Below are 21,015 nucleotides of genomic sequence, written 5' to 3'. Positions count from 1 at the left end.
GCTTGTGAATGTACAAGCCACCCCCGCTCGAGTGTTTCGTTTGGTTTTTGCTTCTTTGATTTTCGGGAAGCGCTTTAGTCGGCTGGATTTTAGCCGGTGCTGTTTTCGCCGCGCTCACCCTCAGCATGTTCGCTCTCAGCCCGTTCACTTTCAGCACGCGAGCGCCCCAGCGCGTACCCCTCCAGGTAGGCCTGCGCCCGCAGCAGCTGCAGGTAGCGCGCCTCCAGGGCACGGAACGCCGCCGAATGATTCGGCTGCAGCAGGTGGCAAAGCTCGTGGTGAATCACCGAATCCAGCACGTACTCGGGTATGCCCTGCAGCTCCGAGGAGATTCGGATTTGCATGTTCGCGTAGGTTGCCGAGCCCCAGCGCTGACGCTGGTTGCTCACCCAGCGAATCGACAGCTTCTCGAGCCTGCCCGAGGCAACCAGCTCCGGCAGGTTCTTCTGCGCCAGGTGCAGGGCGCGGGAGCGCAGGTACTCGTCCGTGACCGTCAGTTGCGCGACACGCTCACGGCGGGCGGTACGACGCTGAATGCGCGGCAGCAGGCGGACGATATGCTCGTCAATCTCTTCACTCGTGCTGGCGGCGGGAATGAGCAGACGGTAGGCGGGGTTGCCGTGCTCGTCCACGCCGTCGCGCTGCATACTGATGGTGCGGGTGCGGCGCGCCGAGCGGACCAGCTCAATCTGCGGGCGGTCCTCGGTGGCGGGCAGAATCTCACGCTTAAAACGCTGAGCCATAATTTCCTCTTCCCTTCGACGAACGGCGGGGCTGTACGGCACGGGGCTGAGTCGGACGAGACTGTGCCGAGCGAGCCTGGGCCACGTGAGCCTGGCTATACGAGGAGCCGGCGCTCTCAGTCCTGCGGCGGCGCTTCGCCGGATCAATATCGTCCAGGAAACGCGAACGCTTACGCTGACCGCGACCACCCACGGTGCGGGTCATCGTCCAGGTCAGCCACAGGTACTTGCGGGCGCGTGTAATACCCACGTACAGCAGGCGGCGCTCCTCGTCCACCTCGTCCGGAGTGGTCGCAAAAGTAATGGGTATGAGGCCCTCGTTCAGGCCGCACAGGAACACGGCGTCCCACTCCAGGCCCTTAGCCGCGTGCAGGGAGGCGAGAGTTACGCCGTTGACCTGCGGTGCGTCGTTGAATTCGCTGCGGTGGTTCAGGGTCGCCACGACCTCGTGCATGGTCAAAGGTAGCGGCTCGGGCACGCCCGGTCGCGGGTTCGCACGGTACTCCTGAAACTGCTCTTGGCGGTGCTGCGCCATCAGGTCCACCATGTGTACCAGGGCGGCGAGAGACTCCCACTTCTGGCGGGTGGCCCCTCCCGAAAGGGGGCCTTCCTCCTTATAGCCGAGACCGCCGAGAACATCGCGGGTGTAGCGGGTGACGTCCTCGGTACCGTCCGTGGACTTCGCCGAACCGCGCAGGGCAAGCATCGCCTGCTTGACCTCGGGGCGCTCAAAGAAACGCTCCGCGCCGCGCAGCTGGTACGGAATATGGGCGGCAGCCAGCGCAGACTCAATCGCCGCCGACTGCGCGTTCGTGCGGAACAGCACCGCAATCTCCGAAGGCGGCACGCCGTCCTTCTCAATAAGGTCGCGAATATCCTCGGCAATACCGGCGGCCTCCTGCTCATCATCCGCGTAGCCGAACCACTCCACATCCACGCCGGGCCCGCGCTGAGACATCAGCTCCAGCGGCGGCGCCCACGAATGCCGGCTCGAATCCGGATGCGGACGACGCGCCGCCAACAGACGGTTCGCCAACTCCACCACCTGCGAATGGGAACGGTAGTCGCGGGTCAATTTCACCGTGTGCGCACCACGGTACCGGCGCGCAAAATCCAGCAGGTAACGGCTAGTCGCACCGGTGAAAGAGTAAATCGTCTGGGAAGCGTCGCCCACCACGCAAATATCGTCGCGGCCACCCAGCCACACATCCAGCAGACGCTGCTGTAGCGGGGACACATCCTGGTACTCGTCCACCACAAAATGGCGGTACTGGTTGTGGACGGTCGCGGCGAGCTTCTCGTCTTCCTCCAGCATGGCGATGGTCAGCAGCAGCACGTCCTCAAAGTCGATGAGGTTACGCTCATCCTTCAAATCTTCATACGCCTGGAAAATACGCTGCATATTCTGCGGGGTAACCGCCGAGGGCAGCTGCTTCTCACTCAGACGCTGCATGATGGTATCCGGGGTGAGCAGCTGAACCTTCGCCCACTCAATCAGCGACGCCAAATCACGCAGCAGGGAACGGTCCGTGCTGATGCGCAGACGGTTCGCCGCCTCCGTAATGAGCGTTGCTTTATTCTGCACGATGGACGGGAACGTGCCGCCCACCACCTGCGGCCAGAAATACGCCAGCTGACGTAGCGCCGCCGAGTGGAAGGTACGCGCCTGCACACCGTGCGCACCCAGCTGGTGCAGGCGGGTACGCATCTCCTCCGCCGCGCGCAGGGTGAAGGTCAGGGCGAGCACGCGCGGTCCCTGGTATCGGCCAATCGCAATACCGTAGGCGATGCGGTGCGTAATCGCGCGGGTCTTACCGGTACCGGCACCCGCCAGCACGCGCATGGGGCCGTCCAGCTCGGTGGCGACCGCACGCTGATCAGGGTCAAGCCCGGCAAGGATATCATCTGCGGAGATCATATGCTGAGGCTGCTGAGGTGTGGCGATCATAATGCTCCATCAGTAAGGCGGGCGGTACGGGCAGTCGGCGTGCGCTCGCGCAGGCATACGGGCATGTGTGTATGCGTGTATGCGAGGCGGTGATAGCCGGTCTTCCATTGTATTCTCCCAGGCTGTGTTCTCCAGACCCGCCGCGGCTTCTTGGCTGTTGCTTTCATTCAGGGCGTGAGGAACCCGCCTCTTTTGGAGTGGGCTAGTAGAAGCTCGACAGGCCGCGCAGGCGAGCACGTTGAGGCTTGCCCACGAGTATCTTCCCCACTGGGCATAAAGATCCTAAAAACTACTAAACGGCACACATTGGTTTGGTAACCTTAACCCGTGACTTTATCTCCCCTTCAGCTAGCAGCCATCGTCTCCGCCGGAGTGCCCGGGATTTACCCCGTCGGCGCCGAACCGGTCCGCGAAGACAGCGACGACTTCGACTCTGCAATCATCGCCGACTCCACCGGTCGCCGCTGGCGAGTGCGCGCCCCGCGCCGCCCCGACGCCAGCATGCGCCTGGAAGCTGAACACCTCATCCTGCAGTCGTTCAGCCCCGGTCTGCGCGCCCGACTGCCCTTCGCCGTACCCACCGTCGCCAGCACCGTACCCTACGCGGGCGGCAACGTGTTCGTGTACACGCACATCCCCGGCACCATCTACGACGTGGACCAGCTCGCCGAGCTGAGCCGCCGCGAAGTTGCGGCGAACCGCCCCTCCCTGGCGCCCATCATCGCCAAGGACATCGCGACCCTGCACGTGATGCCCGAAGACATCATTTACGAAGCCGACCTGCCCTCTTACTCTTCGGAGCAGATTCGCCTGCGCAAGAACGCCGAGCTCGAGCGTGCCGCCGCAACCGGCAAGGTGCCCGCCGACTTGCTCGCGCACTGGCGTACCGTGCTCTCTCCCGGACCCATGTGGCAGTTCCGCCCGCGTGTGGTTCACGGTGACATGGGTGCAGAGAACCTCGTACTGCACGTAACGCCCTCGACGGTGCGCATCGTGGAGGTCACCGGCTGGTCCGAGGTGCACGTGGGCGACCCCGCGCAGGACTTCGCGTGGCTGTACTCCTGCCTGGACATCGACTTCACTGACGAGGCAATCGAGGTGTACCGCCAGCAGATGCCTCAGCTGCCCGACGCCTACCTGGCGCAGCGCGCGAACTTCTACGCAGAGTTCGCGATCGCCCAGTGGCTCACCCACACCGTGGAGGTTGGCGACCGCGACGGCGCAACCCACGCGGTGTCCATGCTCCTGGACATTCAGGACGACCTGCGTGCCTCCGGCGAACTACTCGGACAGGAGGAGGTCGACCCACTGGTCGGCCCCGCCGAATAGATATTGGTCGGCCCCGCCGAGTAGCTCATAGGGTAAGTAGCCGCCAGGCTGTCGCCAGCCAGGGTATCACCTGCCGCATAGGTTTTCGGTTCAGCTAGGTTTTCAATTCAGCCCCGCAGTACTGCACTGCGGGGCTGAACTATATCATCTACTGGGCTGTATATCCGCTGCCTCGCGCGCCCGGTGAAACCTGCTCTCCTGACTGTCTGTTAAACCGACGGGATGATGCCTATAAGGACTAGTGGAGGGGCTTTAGTGGGCTTTTGCCAAAATTTTTTTATATGTTTCCCCTCACCTTTTGAGCATCGGTTTTGCATTTTTGTGCATGAATGACTCAGATTAAGGTTGAGACTTGAAGGTGTGCTAAAGGAGCCATTCATAATATTTCCCGGACGCAAATACGCCACAAACCCACATGAACCAACCTTTGACCCCAAGAGTCCACAGAACCTCAACCTCACCTTGAACAATGCTCAAAATAGTGCATTTTAGGGCAAAAACTTTCCTTATAGATTTTTTCAAAAACTCCTGGAATACTTTTGTTGTGCCGCGAGAACACCAGCGGAAACACTCCCCATAGCGCACTGACCAGCGCTGATATCGTGGCAGCGATAAAGTGGGGAGAAAGATTGGACGGGACCCTGACCGGTCATGTCAGACCCGAGCCGGATTCATGCACCGCGCAACCAATCACCGATGGCAGAAATCTATAGAGTTACTTTCGAGGTTGTGTTTGAGAGTAAAGACGCACGCAAACCCCATGGGGCGCCGGCGGCGCGAGTGAGGCCGCGAGAGCGGCAGTCGTTCGGCGCGATTCTTTCCCGGAGCGTGCGAGGGCACGAAGTACCTCTATAGTTCTTCAGCGGCTGAGGACGCCTCTTCACCCCCCAACGCAGTGGGGTGAAGAGCCGTCCTCTGCCATTAACCACAGAAGTCCACACAGAAAAGCAGCTCACGAGGCGCAATGTCTCCGTGAGCTGCTCTTCTATATTCAGTTACGGCGGGCGGGCGCATTGCACTGCGCTCCGCAGACTGGCACTGGCCTGTGCAGACTGGCACTGGCACGGTCTAGTACGCGAGCGCATGTCTCCGCCGATTAGCCTTGCTGCCTAGCCTTTGCGCGCCTCACGGATCACCTTCGCCAGCTGCGCCTCGGTGGGCAGGCCGCCGCGGATCTGGTGATCCCACACCTCCGCAACGCCCTTGCCGCCCAGGTACACGAACACGGTGCTGATACGCTCCGGGTCCACGCCCATAATGCGGGAGAACGCGATACGGTACAGGCCCAGCTGGAAGCGTCGAGACTGCATGGTCGCCATCTTCGGGCGGGAACCGCTCTTCCAATCCACCAGCACCCAGCGTTCGCCGTCTTCATCCTCGGTGCGGAACACCGCGTCGATACGGCCGCGCAGGCTTACGCCCTCGATGTGGGTTTCGACCGGGTACTCGACCGCCCAGATGCGATCCTTCCACTCATCGCTGCCCCACTCGCTGGTGGCGAAGCGCTCCCAGAGGCGCTGAACGGAGGCGTCCAGTTCGCTCTCGGACTCCTCGAAGTCGTCCTCGAAGGTGAACTCGTCCTGTTCCTGCAGGTCAGCGGGGTCTGCAGAATCAGAGGACTCTGCAGGCTCAGCGGGCGCGGCGGAGGTGGAGGCAGCTGAGGTGGCAGCAGAACCAGGCAGGTCAACGCCCACCGTGTCCTCCGCATCGGGTGCCTCCAGCGGGTCGGCACTCGGCGCCACCCCGAAGTGCTCCTCAATTAGAGCGTGCACCGCCGTACCAATCGTTGCCGCGCGCGAGGGACGCTCAGGCACCGGGCGCATCAGCTGATGCACCGTGCCCTGCGGGTCCTCACTCAGGCGAATGAACGTGGATGCGGACAAGTGCCCGGGCAGCTGATCGCTCAGCACCGGGTCGGTCTGACCCATCATGAGCAGTAGCAGGTCTGCTTCGCGTTCCCAGTCCACCGCCTGCTGGCGCAGGGATTCGGGAATGGCGGACTCGCCGTGTGCAGCTGATGCAGCGGTTGCAGGATGGCTTGCGCTCTCCCCCGCTACATCCCCACTCTGGTGTAGGTCATCCTCCCCCGCGCCGACGGCGAGCTCCACCGCCAGGGCGGCACGCTCCACCGCCTCGCGACGGCTCAAGGAGTTAATCGCAATCTCACGTTCCAGCTGCTCATGCTGGCCGCGGCGAAGCACCGCTTTCGTACCCTGCGTGAGAGCATCATCAGAAGCCCAACGCCAAATCACGGGGCGCTCCAGCGGGTCAAAAGGCCACATGGCGGTCAGCACCGCACCCAGGTTCGGGTTCCTCTCCTCGTAGTTCTTCTGGGCGAACTGACCGCGCACCTCAATCGGCAGCGCCGCCGCCACCGTGGGCGAGAAACCGGGCTGAGGCGGTTGCGCCTCACGCCATTTCTCCCGCTCGGTGGCTTCGATAATCCATTCGGGTACCGGCAGGTTCAGGCGGGTACAGTTCTCCGCCACCGTGCGTGCTCGTACGGAAGGAGCCGCCAGCTGCCAATCCTGCGCGAGGGCGGGAGCCATGGCCTCAACCAGCGCCCATGCGTAGCGTTGCACCTGCTCGGCGTAGGTTGCCCGAGCGTTCGCGCGCGCCTCCGCCTGTACGGGGGTAAGCTCGTCAGCGTCTACGGGGTAGAGTTCCAGCTCCTTCAGCAGCGCCGCCTCATCGGGGGCGGGCGGCAGGTTCGAAGGATCCACGACCGTGCCGTACACCAGGGTCACAGGCTCCACCAGGCGGTACTTCGACTCAGCCAGCTGCTCAGCCCAGCGGCGCACATGGTTCAGATGCACCTTCTTGCGCTTATCGGCGGGGTTCGGCATTGTGTACGACAGGCCCATACCCACCAGCTGCGGTGCCGCCCAGGGGGTATCCATTGTCTCTTCGAAACGCACAGAGGGCGCGTCTACCGTGGGGGTGCCCATGCCGAAGAGCGACTTGAAAAGCATCTCCATCAGCTCCTCCCAGAAGGGCTGCACCGGCAGGGGAAGCATGGCGGTGCTCTTCCAGCGGTAAGCGCTCAACGCCAGCAGGTTACGGGCACGGGTCATCGCCACGTACATGAGGCGGCGGTCCTCCATGCCGGCATGCTCGGCGGCATCATCCTTATGCTCGCCCAGGTAGTCTTCCAGGTCCTTCGCCTTCTCGAAGGCGGTAATCTCCTCCGGGGTCTCAAGGATTGAGGGAAGGTACTCACGGTCGCCACGCAGCGGCCAGGGCAGAGCCGTATTAGCCGACACCTGCCACAGGTTCGGGGTCTGCCCGCCGGTCGCACTACCGCACAGGCCCGGCAGAAGCACATGATCCCACTCCAGGCCCTTCGCCGCGTGCATGGTCATCAGCTGCACCGCATTCGGGTCAGGCTCCACAGCGCCCAGCGCCAGGCCCTTCTCCTCATCATCGGCGCGTTCAAGCCACGCCAAAAAGCCCATCACGTAGCTCACGCCGCCCGAAGACAGCAGGAAGCGGCGCGCACCCGGGTCGCCCTCCTCCACGCTCACGCCGTCAGAGCCAGCGTAAATCATCGCGTTAATACGAGGTGCCGACATGCCGTAGGCGGCCGCCACCTCGTGGAAAGCGTCCAGGTTCGCGCGTGAACCCAGCGGGTCGGTACCCGGGCGGACCGCCAGCTCAATATCGAGCAGCATGGTGCGCTCAATCTCGTACAGAAGCGTGCCTAAATCCTCGCTCAAACCGGCACGTAGCACGCGCATCTGCTCGGCAAAAGCACGCAGACGCTCCAGCGCCACCGGGGAGAAACGGCGGCCGCGGTACTGCTCACCGTAGAGCGGTTCGCCATCTGCGCCGTCCTGCGGCAGGTTCTCCACCGCCTCAATCAGGGAGGCGTAGCCGGAGGAGTCCTCCACCGCTCCCTTGAGGGTTTCGTCCAGACGCTCCTGGGCGGCACGCAGGTGCTCTGCCTGCAGGTTGATAGCAGCAGCGTCGTCGGCGTCTTCAGCCTCGGCGAGCATACGCAACGCCATCTGCTCGCGCAGGGCACGTTCACGCTCACGCACCAGCGACTGCGCCCAATCACCCAGCGCCAACATATCCGCCGCACCCAGGCGCCAACGCGCACCCGTCAGCAGGCGCGCCAGGGCATCCGAACGGTTCGGATCAGCCAGCACACGCAACGCCGACACCAAATCCACAACTTCCGGCTGGGAGAGCAAACCGCCCAAACCCACCTGCTGCACCGGAATACCCAGGCGCTCGCACTCCACACGAATCGGGTCCAGCTGACCGTGTACACGCGCCAACACCGCAATCTCAGGCATCTTCAGACGCGGACGCGCCGAACCATCACCGGAACGATGCGCCGCGTAGGCGCTCTCATACTCGCGCACCGCCTGCGCACGCATCGCCGCAATACGTTCAGCAATAGCCACAGCCTCCTCGCGGTCAGAGTCGTGGTACGTCAAATCAACGCGCCCCACCATGCCCGCGGCAGCCTGCTCAAAGGCGGGTGAGCCAGGCTCCCCCACCAGGGCGCAGCGCGGGCGCAGGTCAGGAACCTGAGCGGCGGTAATATCGCCGTCGGCGGCGCGCACCCACTCGGGAACCTCCTTCAGCTTCTCCGCCACGTGGTTCGCCGCGTTCAGCACCGAAATGTCGTTACGCCACGCGATAGACAGGAACAGCGGCTGCACATGCTTGGTCGGGAAGTGACGGTAGAAACTGAACATCTGACCGTCCGAAGCACCACGGAAACCGTAAATCGACTGCTTCGGGTCACCCACAGCCATCACCGGATGCGCCGGAATACCCGCCGCCTCATCGGCACCGTAAATTGAGGAGAACAAGCTCATCTGCGCGTGCGAAGTGTCCTGGAACTCGTCCAGCAGAACCACCTTGAAGCGGGCACGCTCACCCTCGCGGATCGCCGGGTCTGCCTCCGCAATGCGGGCGGCAAAACGCATCAGGTCGCCAAAATCCAGCACCTGCATGCGCGCCTTCACGCGGGCGTAGCTCATCACCATGCGCGCGTACACTCGACGGTTACGCAGCAGACGCTGAACCTTCAGAACGTCCTTCTCAGTCTTCGTCTCACGGCGAGGCTCGGGCACCGCCGCATACGCCGTCAACTGCTCGGTGCAGAAGTCAATAACCTGTTGCGGCTCCACCAGGTGCTCCGCGCACTCGTCAGAAAGCTGCAGCATCTGGTTAATCATGGTCGCCGCAGACACCGGCACGCCGTCCTTATCGAGGGGAAGCTCCCCCTCCCAGTACTGCACAATCTGTGCGGCAAGCTGCCACTTCTGCGCATCGCCAAGCATCTGCGCGTCCTGCTCCACGCCCAGGCGCAGACCGTACTCCTTGACGAGGTTATTCGCGTAAGAGTGGTAGGTGAGCACGGTCGGGTCAGCAATGCCTTCGCGCAGCTCCTCATCGGTCGGGGCGACGCGGCGGCTACGGCGTAGCGTGTTCAGACCGGCACGCATACGGCTACGCAGCTCGGTTGCCGCCTTGCGGGTGAAGGTCACGCCGAGTACCTCTTCAGGGCGCACAAACCCGTTATCGACCAGCCAAATCACGCGGTCAACCATGGTCGCGGTCTTACCCGAACCGGCGCCCGCAATGACGAGGGTCGGGGCGGGGCCCGCCTCAATCATGCGGACCTGCTCGGGGGTCGGCTTCTTACCGTCGGCGCCGTTGAGCATCTCGGCAATGTCGAGGGCGCTACGGTAGTCGGCAGGCTTCAGAACGGGGTCGTTCGCGGCGGATTCAGCAGAGAAGAGCACGCCGTTGGGCAGCTGCCAACTATTGTGCTCGCACCACTGGGCGGGGGTGAGCATACCGGTGCCAGAACCGGGGCGAGTGCCCGGGTTAGTAGCGCCGGGGGTAGCAGTGCCCTGCATATCAGCGCTATATGCGCCAGAGTCAGTCATGATTCCTCTTCCTCATGGATCATTCTCATGGGAGGTTCGGGGTGAGTGATATCGAAAGTAAACGTAGGGTACGCGGCTACTAGGGCTGTGTCACCTGGCGGCCGCGCGTACAAATCGGGCAGATCTCCGGCAGACGGCACCCATAGCCGCCCTCACGGTGACGAGCCTGCACCTGCGAGCCAGCAATCAGCTCCGCGGCGTGCTGCACCAGTTCAGCCGCCCACGAATCGTGCTCCGTCAGAGCCGGCTGAACCTGCAGACGAGTCTTGCTCTCATCGTTCACGCCCGAGGCGCCCAACTGCACGAGCGCCGCGCCTGCGGAATGACCCGTATAGCCGTTGTATTCCAGTTCCTGGGGGCGGGCATCCGGTAGCGGCTCGCCTGCCTCCAAGGCGGCGGCTTCGGCGCGGTAGCGTTCCTCCAGCTGCTCACCCACACCAGCCTCCACCGCAATCTGGTAGGCGGCAAGCTGCGGATGCGTCTCCATCTCCGATCCGGTCGGCTTAGACTTGCCGGTTTTCAGGTCAACAATGGCGTAGCGTCGGGTGCCGTCCTCCGCCGGGGCGGTACCCTCGAGGCGGTCCACACGACCGGTGAGCAGCGCATCCAGCTCGCCGACCTCACCGGCGGGATCGAAGGGCACGGGCACACGCACCGCGAAGGAGCCTTCAACGCCGAGGTTCTGCCAGCCGGCATCCCCCATGTGCTGCCGGTAGTAGTAGCTCAGACGCAGAATCATGCGCCTGGCGCGCTCGTAGAGGGCATAGGATTCCCAAGGCACGCGCTCGCGGTACTCTTCGTCGGTTTCGTCGTCCTTGCGGGCGGGCACGCCGAGGGAGCTAATGCGCTCGTCGAGGGCGGTTTGGAGCTCTTCGAGGGTGCCGGTCGGGTACTCCTCGGCGATGGCGTGAACGAGCGTTCCGAGGGAGCGGGACAGGTCGGTCTGGGCTTCCGCGCGGGCGGCGGAAACCAGCCAGTCCAGCGGGGAGCTGTGGATGGTTTCCAGGCGCGAGGGCGAGAGCGTAATCGTGCGGCGGCCGGGGTTTTCGGCGGGGTTTTCGGCAGGGTTTTCAGCCTGTTCTTCGCCATGTTCTTCGCCGTGGTTTTCGTCCAGCTCAGCGTGGTCTACCGGGCGGTGCGCAAAAAGCAGCTCCGTGCTAGAAAGCGGTAGCAGGCCCCACCAGTCGTCGGGTGCGGCGCCGGGTGCCTGCGCATTCGCCAGGCGCGCCAGAGTGCGGGAGGCGGCATTGAGTCGGTATGCGGAAGCCTCCGGGGTGAGAGCCTCATCCTCCGGTACGTTGTGCATCGGCGCGCCGTCCTGAGCGTCTTCGGCGCGCATCGCGTTCATCGATTCCTCAACGAGGGTGCGGCGAAGCTCCGCCACCAGGGAACGCAGGGTGGCGGGGCGGCGCACGCGGGTGATGGGTACGTCCGTAGAGTCGCCGACAGCGTCGGTGGGTAGCACGAAGTCGAAGAACTCACCGGGTGCCTGATCGTCGTTGCGCACGGCGGTGAGCACGAGGCGGGTGCTGGCTCGGGTGGCGGCGACGGCGAACATGCGCAGCTCGTCGTGGCGGGTGTCGCGCACGCGTTCGGGGTAACTGCGGATGCGGGCGGGCGGTACCGGCTGCTCACTCTCGCCCGGCTGCTGTTCTGCCTGTTGTGCGCGCTGGCGGAGGCGCGCATCGCACAGATCAACGAGGTCGCCGGTGCTCAGCAGGGAGCCGCGCACGGTGGTGTTGGGCCAGGTGCCTTCCTGCAGGCCGCATACATATACGGTGCGCCAGGATTGACCTGCGGCGAGTGCGGGGGTGAGAATCTCGACCGCGTCTTGGCGTACGCCGCGGGCGGCGAGGGTGTCCATGGGTAGGTCCTGCGCGTCGATGAAGTCGAGGAACTGCTCGGCACCGGCGCCGCGCATCTGCTCGTCGAATCGGTCGGCGGCTTCGAAGAGACCGATCATGGCGTCGAGGTTTCGGTGGGCTGCGTCGGCGTCGGGGCCTGCGCCGCGCGACTGGGCGACCCAGGTTTTTTCGAGGCCGCTGGCTTCCCAGAGTGCCCAGAGCACTTCGGTGCTGGTGGATTCGGGGGGGGCGAGTGCTTTACGTCCGGCGGAGAGCACGGCTGCGATGCGGTGCACGGCGCGTCCTACGCCCTCTTCGGGGAGGGTTTCGGGGTGTAGCAGAGCGCCGAGGAGCAGGTCGTCGCTGGGGCGGTGGCCGCCGCTTTGCAGTTCGATGGATCGCAACTGCTGGCGGAGTCGTCGCACGTCCATGCTGGATGCGCCGCCGAGTCGGGAGGTGAGCAGGGTGATGGCGCTCTGCGCACCGCCGAGGGGGTTGGCGCGGCTTTCTTCGGCGATGACGTCGTCGAGGCTTCGGCGCATGAGCTCTTCAGCTTCGGAGGCGCTGAGGGATTCGTAGCCACCACGCTCCGCCGCCTCCGTACCTTCTGCGCCTTCTGCAACGGGCATGTGCACGGCGGGGTTGAGCGCCTTCTCACCGCGCTTACGGGCGTAGACGAGCAGGCTGAGCGCGTCGAGGAAGGGGCGTACGGCGGGCTCGTCACGCACCGGCACGAGCGCCGCGGAGGTACGCGTGGGAATACCGTTCGAGGAGAGCACGCGGCGGATGCGCGCCACGTCCGCGCTGCTACGCACGATGATGGCGGACTCGCGGTAGGGGTGGTTGCCGTAGATGCGTTCTTCGAGCAGCATTTGGGCGATGAGGTTCGCCTCGTCCTGAGAGCTGGAGAGCGCATACTTATACACGCCGGCGGGTGCGGTGCGGTAGTGGGCGGGGTCGAGGATTTTGCCGTCGGCGCCCAGATGCAGCAGCGGTTCGTCGGCTGCACCCCAGGTGAGGGCTTCGTCGGCGGGGGTGGTGTTGATGCGTCCAAAGGTTGCGGGCGCACTGTTCTTTGCGCTGTCCTTCACCCCCTCCTGCGCGCCGTTCTTTACCCCTTCCTGCTCGGCGGTGAGCGGTACGAACCGGGTGTAGCGTGGCAGGCGGCGGCGAATGTCCGCCACGAGCGACATCATGAGTGCGGGCAGGCGGTACGAGGTGGTGAGCGTGCGGGTGCGCATGCTGGGGAAGCTTGCCTGCAGGGTGGTGACGAGGTCGGGGCGGGCGCCTCGGAAGCCCTGGACGACGGTTTCGTCGCTGTAGGTCATGACAACCTGGGGGCCTTCAGCGAAGAGGTCGGGGTGGGTTTCGGTCAGGTGCGCGGCGTCTGCGGGGGCGACTTCTGCGGCGATGAGGCGCAGCAGTCGGTAGATGGAGGGGCTGAGTTCCTGCACGTCGTCGATGAGGATCAGGTCGTAGCGGCGGCGTTCTTCGGCGAGGAATTCGGGGGCGCGCAGCAGTAGCCGGCAGGCGTCGTTGATGAGTACTGCCGGGTCGTAGGCGTTTTTGGCGCGGAGGGCTCGCACGGCACGGTATTCGGTGTGCAGTTGGGCGAGGGCGTGCCAGGCGGGCTGGTTGTGTTCGGTGGCGAGGGCGTGTACGTCTTCGGCGGTGAGGTCGTATTCTGCCATGCGGTCGAAGAAGTCGCGGATTTCGTGGCGGAATCCGCGGGTTGCGAGGGCGTCGCGGAGTACGTCGGGCCAGGCGGGTCCGGGTGCGATGCCTTCGGCGTGGTTGGCGAGTAGTTCGCCGATGATGATGTCTTGTTCGGGGCCGGAGAGGAGTTTGAGGTTGCCTTCTACGCCGCTGAGTAGCCCGCGGGTTTGGGCTCGTTTGAGCAGGTCGAAGGCGTATGCGGCCCAGGCGCGGGTGGGTGCTACGGAGAGGCTGCGGTTGCTGGATGCGGCGATGGTGTCTCGCATGCGGGTCGCGGCGGTGCGGGTGGGTGCGAGGATGAGCAGCCGGGCGGGGTCGTTGCCGTCGGCGAGGTAGCGCAGGGCGCGTTCGGTGAGGTGGTGGGTTTTACCGGTTCCGGGGATGCCGGTGAGAAGTTGGGTTGTCATGGTTTCAGTCTATCGGGTGGGCGGCGGGTACGCCCCGCCGCCCGTCATAAAATATTTCAATAATATCTACAAATATCAAAGAATAAATGCATCTAATTTCGACACTCCCAAAAAAGAACACCCATTTGGAATATAACAATTTTATCCACAATCATGCGCTGCATGATAGAATTGCGAATAAAAATTAATGGAGTGAAAAAACCTAATTAAATACTTTACAGTTTTAATACATGTTTAGACACAGGATTGTCCGCATATTTAATATAATCATATAAGCAGATGATTTTCGGATAGACCAACTTATATTTCTTCAATTTATCCTTATTTCCTGATATGAATTTAAATAAATCAGCTTCAGAAATCTTTGATTCATTCATCTTGAGAATTATACTTCCCATATGCCCAACCGTCACACCCTTCTCCTTACCAGATTTATCTTTATATTTATGAGTACCAAGATTTACAACTTGATTGATACTCTGATATTCTCCATCCAACGGAGCAGGAACGCTAATCTGCGCAGATTTAATCTTATCTACTGTTACCTTTTTAACTTCCGCAGACAGCATACTAGCTTCTTCTGTCGATATATTAGATTTAAAATCCTTCAACGAAATATTATTAAGATAACGATGTATCGGCAACCACTTACCACTGTTCGATGTCGAAAAATACCTTATATATTCATAGACATTCCAGTTTGAGTCCTGACCCGATATAAATGCATCCCGGACAGTATTCGCACCCATTCTCTGGAAGCCTGACCCGAAACCTGTGCCTTGTGGAGCACTAAAAGTCAACCCAGCAATAAGCTTTTCACCGTTTCCTTTATTAACTTCCTCCACAATTTCATCTATAGACCTCAAAAGAATATTACTTAACTTTTGAGGATCACTAAAGGTGTCGTACAGATTTTCCACAAAGAATTTCAGAGTTTTAGCAGGAACCTGCAATTTCACGTTATTTGCCAAAACATCAAATAAATCAAGATAATTATTTAGATAAACCTTCCGTGCTTTAAATATAATTCCATCAAGGGAGATTTCACATGGTTCAATCCTTGGATACGAGTCGCCCCGAGGCCTATCAACAATATATATACGACTAGAAAATGAATTATACTTTTCTTGATTTCCCCCAATACAATCAACAATACCTCGGATAATCTCTTGAATATTTTTATCACTAAGGCTGTACCCTAGGAATACAATCGGGTTTTCGGCAAAAATTGTAAGAATTTTTGCGTGCAAGTATTTATCATGCGCTTTAAATCTATCGTAGTCACTTTTAGTTAAAACAATTGAATTCGGAACATTTATATCGCCATGAATTTTATAAATTTCACCGACACCCTGAGTGTGGGACAGAATAAGGTCATCCTGCCCCACAAAAACATCATATTCCAGAAGTTTTTCAATCAAAGAATCATAGTTAGTTGTAATTAGGCACGGAGAATTAATTTTCTGGAATAATTCAAGCTCATCAGACAAAACTTTTTGCGTCTCATATCTTAGGGCAGTTTCAGGAAAATCTCCATTCAAAATATCAGGAAATGACAAATCCTGACTAATGACATGACATGCAACTTGTTTTAATGGACCATAGTCTCCAGCTGCAATTTTTCGGTTTTCATTATCCCCGTAGATATACGAATACCTATCAGAATTCCACCATAAATTTTTAATATCATCTGCCATTTTTTCAGCATAACCCGGCAAATCTGGTGGAGTTACCTTGGGGTCAATATATTTCTCTTGCGGATATGAATCCCCTAAAGTTGCCCGAATCTTCTCTAACAGCTCGCCCCAGGAAGGTGAAGCTAGATATCGTTTTGAAAAACCAGAACCGACGAAAAGGTACGGAGGGTTTTGCCCTTCAAAAGCTTTTTTAAGCTCTTCTTTAAAAGACATGACAGCCTTCCTATCCAATATCTTCAAAAGTAATTGCGCGGTTCAACGAGAAAATTTCACGAATCTCCGCATGGGTATATGGCTTCTTCTTGTGGCGTTCCACCATACGCACAATATCGCGTGCAGTAATCACAGATCCAGGAACTCCAGATTTCTCTGAGATAAGACGAATCTGAGGAGTTACCGAGTTCTTGTAGTCAGACACCACGTACGAGAAGAAGGCAAGAGCCGCAAAATCAGGCCCGTACTCCGAGTATCGCTCAATGTACTCAACCATACGGTTACGGTGGTCATGCCCGATGCTATATCCCTTGGCATATGCTTTACTGTCCAAGATGCCTGACCATCCCTCTTCACGAGAGGCAATAACCACGTCAGGAACAATGCCCTTCTGTCCGATATGTTCAGCGTAAAGACCAAAAATATCGGCAAAAATCGAAGTCGTTGCTTTCTCAAACTCCGTAGCCTTATCTCGAGATTCAAAAGCCATCTGAACATACTCAGAGAGGAAGGAATCGACAAGACCCTTCGGATACTTAGCAGAAAGGATACGTTCAGTATCCTTAAGCGATACACCCGTTTCGAGAGAAATATCAGAGATAAGTTGCTCATCTACACCGTTGATAAAACGCTGAGCAACATACTTCTCAGCAGCAAGAAGAACATTCTTCTCCTCAATCATCTTCGAAGAGACGCTACCCGAGCTTTCAAGACGACGGGTATCTTTCAACTTGCCAGGTCGCAGACCATACCTGCGTTGGAAGTATTCCTCGTCTTCCGGCTTAGCAATCAAAGGCTTAGAAACGTATTTCTCAACAATTTCTCGTGCTTCGTCCTCAGCTCCAGGAGCGATAGACCAAACACCGTCATACCTTTCAATGAGCTGCGTATAGCCCAGCCAGTTACCAAAGGTATTTGCAATATCCCCATGATTCAAGAAAATTTTCTTGATATCAGGTACAGCACGTGTCGTCACGTACAAGTCAACATAGTTGTCTTCCAGAGATGCGTCACCGATGCGACGATGCTTCAGGATACGATTTACAACATCATCAACGCACGATTCTTTATTTGATACACCGTGCGCAATGACAATCTTTCCAATCTCGTTCTTCTCGTGGAGATAGCCTTCCAGACGCTCGTCTAGTAGAAGTTGCAGAAGGAAGATAAAGGGACGAACTTTAAAACGAGTATCAACAGATGACATTCCCTTATGCGCAAAAGCACTAGGGAATTGATACTCCAAAACCTGCTTTTTAAGGACAGCAAGAGGAGACGCCTCCTTCTGGACAAGCGCCTCCCCTGCATCAGTCAACCAAAGTTTTCCGCCCTTATCCATGAAGATAAGACCGAGGCTTTTCAACCAGGCTCGATACGTGCGGGCTCCGCCGCCCGTCTGATCTCGACGTGTGCCCTTTGTCTTGAGACCGGCCAATTCAAGGTTCTTCTCAATAGTGAGTTCCATTGTTTTATTGGCTGATTTCCAGACCTTGCCCTGAGCTTCATAGGCAATTGCCATCAGGCAACGAGGAACAGGGGGCAGAGCACGCTTGGGCCTAGTAACCCACCACGTATTACGAGCCATAAAAACTACTCCTTTGCAGTTTCTTTAGGTTTAGAAAGAAGCTTCCTGATAAGGATATTCTTCACCCTTAAAAGTCTTCAAAATCGCTTCAAATATAACACGGGCTCCCTCAGCAGGAACTGCCATGCCAATCTGCTTACGAACAGACTCTTTACTACCTGCAAAATTGTAGTCATCGGGGAACGTCTGCAAACGCGCACGCTCACGGTTAGTGAGCGCTCGGTTCTCTTCCCAGTGGTACATGTGAGTACCGCCGCCGCCAGAGCCAGTTACGGTATAAGCGGGCTTCTCGGGATGAAGACGTTTATAAATCTGAGAGATTTTCGCGCCCTTAACCTTCAGCTGAAGATGCTCAGGAATATCCGCAGTAAAAGCGTTCTGTCCCGGCTTGATGTATGACAAACGCTCCTGAACGACCTGCGACTGCTTAGTCAGTTCGGTACCAGTCATCTCAGCTGTGATAGGTGGCTGTTCCAATGCGGTACGAGCCGACACATCGTGATTGCGATAAGGCTCAGTAGAAGGAACCTTGAACTCTACATCTTGGTCATTACGAATGCCCACGATAATAATGCGGTGGCGAGCCTGGGGAACTCCGTATTCCTCAAACTTATAGAGATTGGTCACGAGCTTGTAACCAGCCTTCTCAAAGGTCTCAAGAATCTGGTTAAAAGCTTTACCCTCATTAGCGCTACGAAGGCCGCCGACATTCTCAGCAAGGAACCACAGAGGCTGGAACATTTCCAGGGCCTTAGCTCCATAGGTATAAAGCGGACCGTAAGTACCGTCCAGGCCCTTCTGCTCACCCACAGTAGAGAAGTCATTGCAGGGGAAGCCGAAGGCTAGACCATCAATATCGCCCAGCTCTTTCAGCACGGAGTAGTCTAGCTCTCGGATGTCTGCATGTACTACAGATTCGGGGCGATCCGGGCAGATATTTTGGCGGTAAGTATTGCAAGTATCTTCGTCGTAGTCAGTCGCCCACTGGTGAACAATCTTCCAGTCGGGGTCAGAGATAGAAGCGCGAGTTGCGCCAATGGCAAGGCCACCGGGGCCACAAAAAAGTTCACCTAGCTTAAATTCCATGCCCACAACTATACACTAATATATTCGAAAATATAACTATGAGCTGCACATATTTTCGAATATTGCAAATATCAAAGTACTTAAAAATATATTTAATTGAATCGAAAATCACATTCTCACCATCCTCTTAGTATTCGAATGCACAAGCAACCACATGTATAGCCTCCCCTTCGTTCCGATAAGCACCCTACTTACAAGCTCTTGCTGGATGTCCCATATCTATATCCAGCTTCCAGCTCACCGGTCGGGGAGCCGCGTGACGACCGGGCGCGCGCCTACACCGCCGCTGGGTTAGTCTTATAGCATGACCTGGATGAACGGCCTGCGCGCCACTTTTGACCTTGAAACCACCGGTGTGGACGTCACCACCGCCCGCATCGTGACTGCTTCCCTGATCCTGCTGGACCCTCAGGGTAATGTGGTGCGCCGTGGCGAGTGGCTTGCCGACCCTGGCGTTGAGATTCCCGCCGGTGCCGCCGCCGTGCACGGTATTACGACCGAGTACGCGCGTGAGCACGGCCGTCCCGCCCGTGAGGTCGTGTGGGAGCTCGCCGGCGCGATTGGTGCGCTGAACCTTGACGGTGTGCCGATTATTGCGTTCAATGCCGCCTACGACTTTTCGGTGCTGCACCACGAGATGCTGCGCCACAATATTGCCAATGGTGAGCTGCCGCCCGGTGTGGTGCTCGACCCGTACGTTCTGCATAAACACGTGATTCCGCGTAAGCGCGGCAAGCGCACTCTTGAGGTTCTTGCCGCCGAGTACGGTGTCTCCCTGGAGAATGCGCACACCTCCGCTGATGATGCCCTGGCGGCGGAGCGTCTGCTGGTGAAGCTGACCGAGCAATTCCCCGAGGTCCTCAACGTGGATGCGCGCCAGCTGCACGAGCAGCAGATTCAGTGGGCGGCGGAGCAGGCGGCGAGCTTCCAGGCGTGGTTGCGTACGCAGCCGGGTAAGGAATCTGAGGTCATTGACGGCCGCTGGCCCCTGCGCCGATAAAACTGCGCCGCTAAACTCACCCCGGCCTCCCAACATATCTCTCCTTTACTGACGGGCTGACGCTATCCCCGCAGGGGCTTCTCCCCTATGCTAGAAGGTAACCGCACCTACACGAATAGCACGTGAATAGCACGTGAATAGCACGACCCGGAAGGCCTCTCATGGATGATCAGCCCCGCACTACCGAGCCGTACCCTGACACTAATACGCGCAGTATCTATCTGGGGTCTACCCGTCTGGCGCATGAGCATCTGGTGGCGCAGTCTCAGGTGGTGCTCCGCCTGGGCCGTATCCTGATGAAGTCGGGTGCGAGCGCGTACCGTATTAAGGCGTCGATGGCGCGTTTGGCGAAGGCTGTGGGGTTGAAGGAGCATCACGCGCAGGTGACCTTCACCGAAATTTCGACCTCTTCGTACACGGAGGGTAATTTCCGTACCGAGGTCGCTGAGCAGCGCACGATGGGCATTAACGCTCATAAGCTGGATCAGTTGGGTAAGTTCATTTCTGAGCTTCCTGAAAAGATCACCCCTGCGGAGGCGAACGCCGAGCTGGACCGTATCGATTCGGCGAAGCCGCTGTACACCCCGTGGATGCTGGCGTTGGCGTCAGCTGTGGCGTGTGTCGGGTTCGCGTTCCTGAACCGTGGCGGTCTAGTGGAGTGCTCGGTCGTGTTCTTGGCGGCGGGTGCCGGCCAGTATTTGCGTTCGACCCTGCTCAAGCGCGGTGTGAGCCACATGGCGACGTGGATGGCGTGTGGTTTCCTGGCGGCGGGCCTGTACATTGCGGTTGTTAATGTACTGGTTGCGGCGGGTCTGGTTAGCCCGAACCATATGGTTGGTTTTATTTCGTCGGTGCTGTTCCTGGTGCCGGGCTTCCCCATGGTGACGGGTATGCTCGATATTTCTCGCATGGACTTTTTGGCGGGTATTTCGCGCCTTACCTATGTGGGTTTGCTGCTGCTGAGCGCGTCGTTTGCGGTGTGGCTGTTGGGTTCACTGTTCCATTTGCCGTTGACGACTCCGGCGCCTCTTAACCTGGATCCGACCCTGTATTTGGTGTTGCAGGTGCTTTCCTCGGGTGTTGCGGCAGCTGGCTTCGCGATGCTTTTTGCCGCATCCCCGGTGGCGTGCCTGTGGGGTGGTGTGATTGCGGCGGTGGCGAACCCCGCCCGTATTTACATGGTTGAGGCTGGTATGCCCGCGCATATGGCGGCGACAATTGCCGTATTTGGTGTGGGCATTTTGGCTGAGGTTGTGGCGCCGCTGCATCAGCGTAAGTACACGCGTATTTCCCTGTCGGTTCCAGCGGTGGTGACGATGGTTCCGGGTGTGCTGTTCTACCGTTCCATGTCATATTTTGCTAGCGGTGACATGTATTCGGCGACGACCGGTTTTGTGCAGTCCATGCTGATTTTCATGGCGTTGGGTATGGGCCTGGCGTTTGTGCGTCTGCTCTTTGATAAGAACTGGCTGTTCGATCAGGACACTCAGGTGTTGAACCGTCTGGACACTGACCGGCACCTGCGTTAGCGCGTT

General features: G+C 58.9%; 10 protein-coding genes. 3 read left to right on the top strand and 7 right to left on the bottom strand.

Annotation, left to right across the window (positions count from 1 at the left end; all coding sequences use genetic code 11):
* Positions 1-89 precede the first annotated feature (89 nt).
* Both NML54_RS01020 and NML54_RS01015 read right to left on the bottom strand, forming a co-directional pair.
* Entirely contained in the window at positions 90-743 is a 654-nt protein-coding gene (locus NML54_RS01020) for a M48 metallopeptidase family protein (protein ID WP_254755430.1), read from the bottom strand.
* Positions 727-2,691: an ATP-dependent helicase gene (locus NML54_RS01015; protein WP_254755428.1), complete on the bottom strand. Its 1,965-nt coding sequence runs from the start codon at positions 2,689-2,691 to the stop codon at positions 727-729. The genes NML54_RS01020 and NML54_RS01015 overlap by 17 nt, the downstream gene beginning before the upstream one ends.
* Positions 2,692-3,018: 327 nt before the next feature.
* Between NML54_RS01015 and NML54_RS01010 the strand changes: the two genes are divergently transcribed.
* A complete protein-coding gene (locus NML54_RS01010; RefSeq protein ID WP_254755427.1) occupies positions 3,019-4,020 on the top strand; it encodes a phosphotransferase in 1,002 nt (333 codons plus the stop codon).
* 1,109 nt (positions 4,021-5,129) lie between these two features.
* Here NML54_RS01010 and NML54_RS01005 read toward each other — a convergent pair.
* From NML54_RS01005 to NML54_RS00985, 5 genes are all read right to left on the bottom strand, one after another.
* On the bottom strand, positions 5,130-9,932 hold the full coding sequence (locus NML54_RS01005; RefSeq protein ID WP_254755425.1) for an ATP-dependent DNA helicase: 4,803 nt from the start codon (positions 9,930-9,932) through the stop codon (positions 5,130-5,132).
* 79 nt (positions 9,933-10,011) lie between these two features.
* A complete protein-coding gene (locus NML54_RS01000; protein ID WP_254755423.1) occupies positions 10,012-13,899 on the bottom strand; it encodes a UrvD/REP family ATP-dependent DNA helicase in 3,888 nt (1,295 codons plus the stop codon).
* Positions 13,900-14,114: 215 nt separating this feature from the next.
* Positions 14,115-15,809, bottom strand: a complete 1,695-nt coding sequence (locus tag NML54_RS00995) for an SIR2 family NAD-dependent protein deacylase (RefSeq protein WP_254755421.1) — start codon at positions 15,807-15,809, stop codon at positions 14,115-14,117.
* 10 nt (positions 15,810-15,819) lie between these two features.
* The gene (locus NML54_RS00990) at positions 15,820-17,394 is read right to left on the bottom strand and encodes a restriction endonuclease FokI C-terminal domain-containing protein (protein WP_254755419.1); all 1,575 of its coding nucleotides are present in this window, start codon (positions 17,392-17,394) and stop codon (positions 15,820-15,822) included.
* A 30-nt stretch (positions 17,395-17,424) separates the two neighbouring features.
* A complete protein-coding gene (locus NML54_RS00985; RefSeq protein ID WP_254755417.1) occupies positions 17,425-18,480 on the bottom strand; it encodes a DNA cytosine methyltransferase in 1,056 nt (351 codons plus the stop codon).
* Between the two features lie 304 nt (positions 18,481-18,784).
* On the opposite strand from NML54_RS00985, the gene NML54_RS00980 reads away from it, so the two are divergent.
* Both NML54_RS00980 and NML54_RS00975 read left to right on the top strand, forming a co-directional pair.
* The gene (locus tag NML54_RS00980; RefSeq protein WP_254755416.1) at positions 18,785-19,480 is read left to right on the top strand and encodes a 3'-5' exonuclease; all 696 of its coding nucleotides are present in this window, start codon (positions 18,785-18,787) and stop codon (positions 19,478-19,480) included.
* A 161-nt stretch (positions 19,481-19,641) separates the two neighbouring features.
* Positions 19,642-21,009, top strand: a complete 1,368-nt coding sequence (locus tag NML54_RS00975; protein ID WP_254755414.1) for a threonine/serine exporter family protein — start codon at positions 19,642-19,644, stop codon at positions 21,007-21,009.
* Positions 21,010-21,015: the final 6 nt, after the last annotated feature.

The sequence above is a fragment of the Rothia gullae genome, assembly GCF_024294905.1.
Classification (GTDB): Bacteria; Actinomycetota; Actinomycetes; order Actinomycetales; family Micrococcaceae; genus Rothia.
This window is presented reverse-complemented; position numbering and strand designations above follow the sequence as displayed.

Excerpts from the sequence above, each read along its gene's own strand:
- NML54_RS00980 (WP_254755416.1), top strand. The coding sequence starts at position 18,785 with ATGACCTGGATGAACGGCCTGCGCGCCACTTTTGACCTTGAAACCACC.
- NML54_RS01000 (WP_254755423.1), bottom strand. The coding sequence starts at position 13,899 with ATGACAACCCAACTTCTCACCGGCATCCCCGGAACCGGTAAAACCCAC.
- NML54_RS01005 (WP_254755425.1), bottom strand. The coding sequence starts at position 9,932 with ATGACTGACTCTGGCGCATATAGCGCTGATATGCAGGGCACTGCTACC.
- NML54_RS00975 (WP_254755414.1), top strand. The coding sequence starts at position 19,642 with ATGGATGATCAGCCCCGCACTACCGAGCCGTACCCTGACACTAATACG.
- NML54_RS00990 (WP_254755419.1), bottom strand. The coding sequence starts at position 17,394 with ATGGCTCGTAATACGTGGTGGGTTACTAGGCCCAAGCGTGCTCTGCCC.
- NML54_RS01015 (WP_254755428.1), bottom strand. The coding sequence starts at position 2,691 with ATGATCGCCACACCTCAGCAGCCTCAGCATATGATCTCCGCAGATGAT.
- NML54_RS01020 (WP_254755430.1), bottom strand. The coding sequence starts at position 743 with ATGGCTCAGCGTTTTAAGCGTGAGATTCTGCCCGCCACCGAGGACCGC.
- NML54_RS00985 (WP_254755417.1), bottom strand. The coding sequence starts at position 18,480 with ATGGAATTTAAGCTAGGTGAACTTTTTTGTGGCCCCGGTGGCCTTGCC.
- NML54_RS00995 (WP_254755421.1), bottom strand. The coding sequence starts at position 15,809 with ATGTCTTTTAAAGAAGAGCTTAAAAAAGCTTTTGAAGGGCAAAACCCT.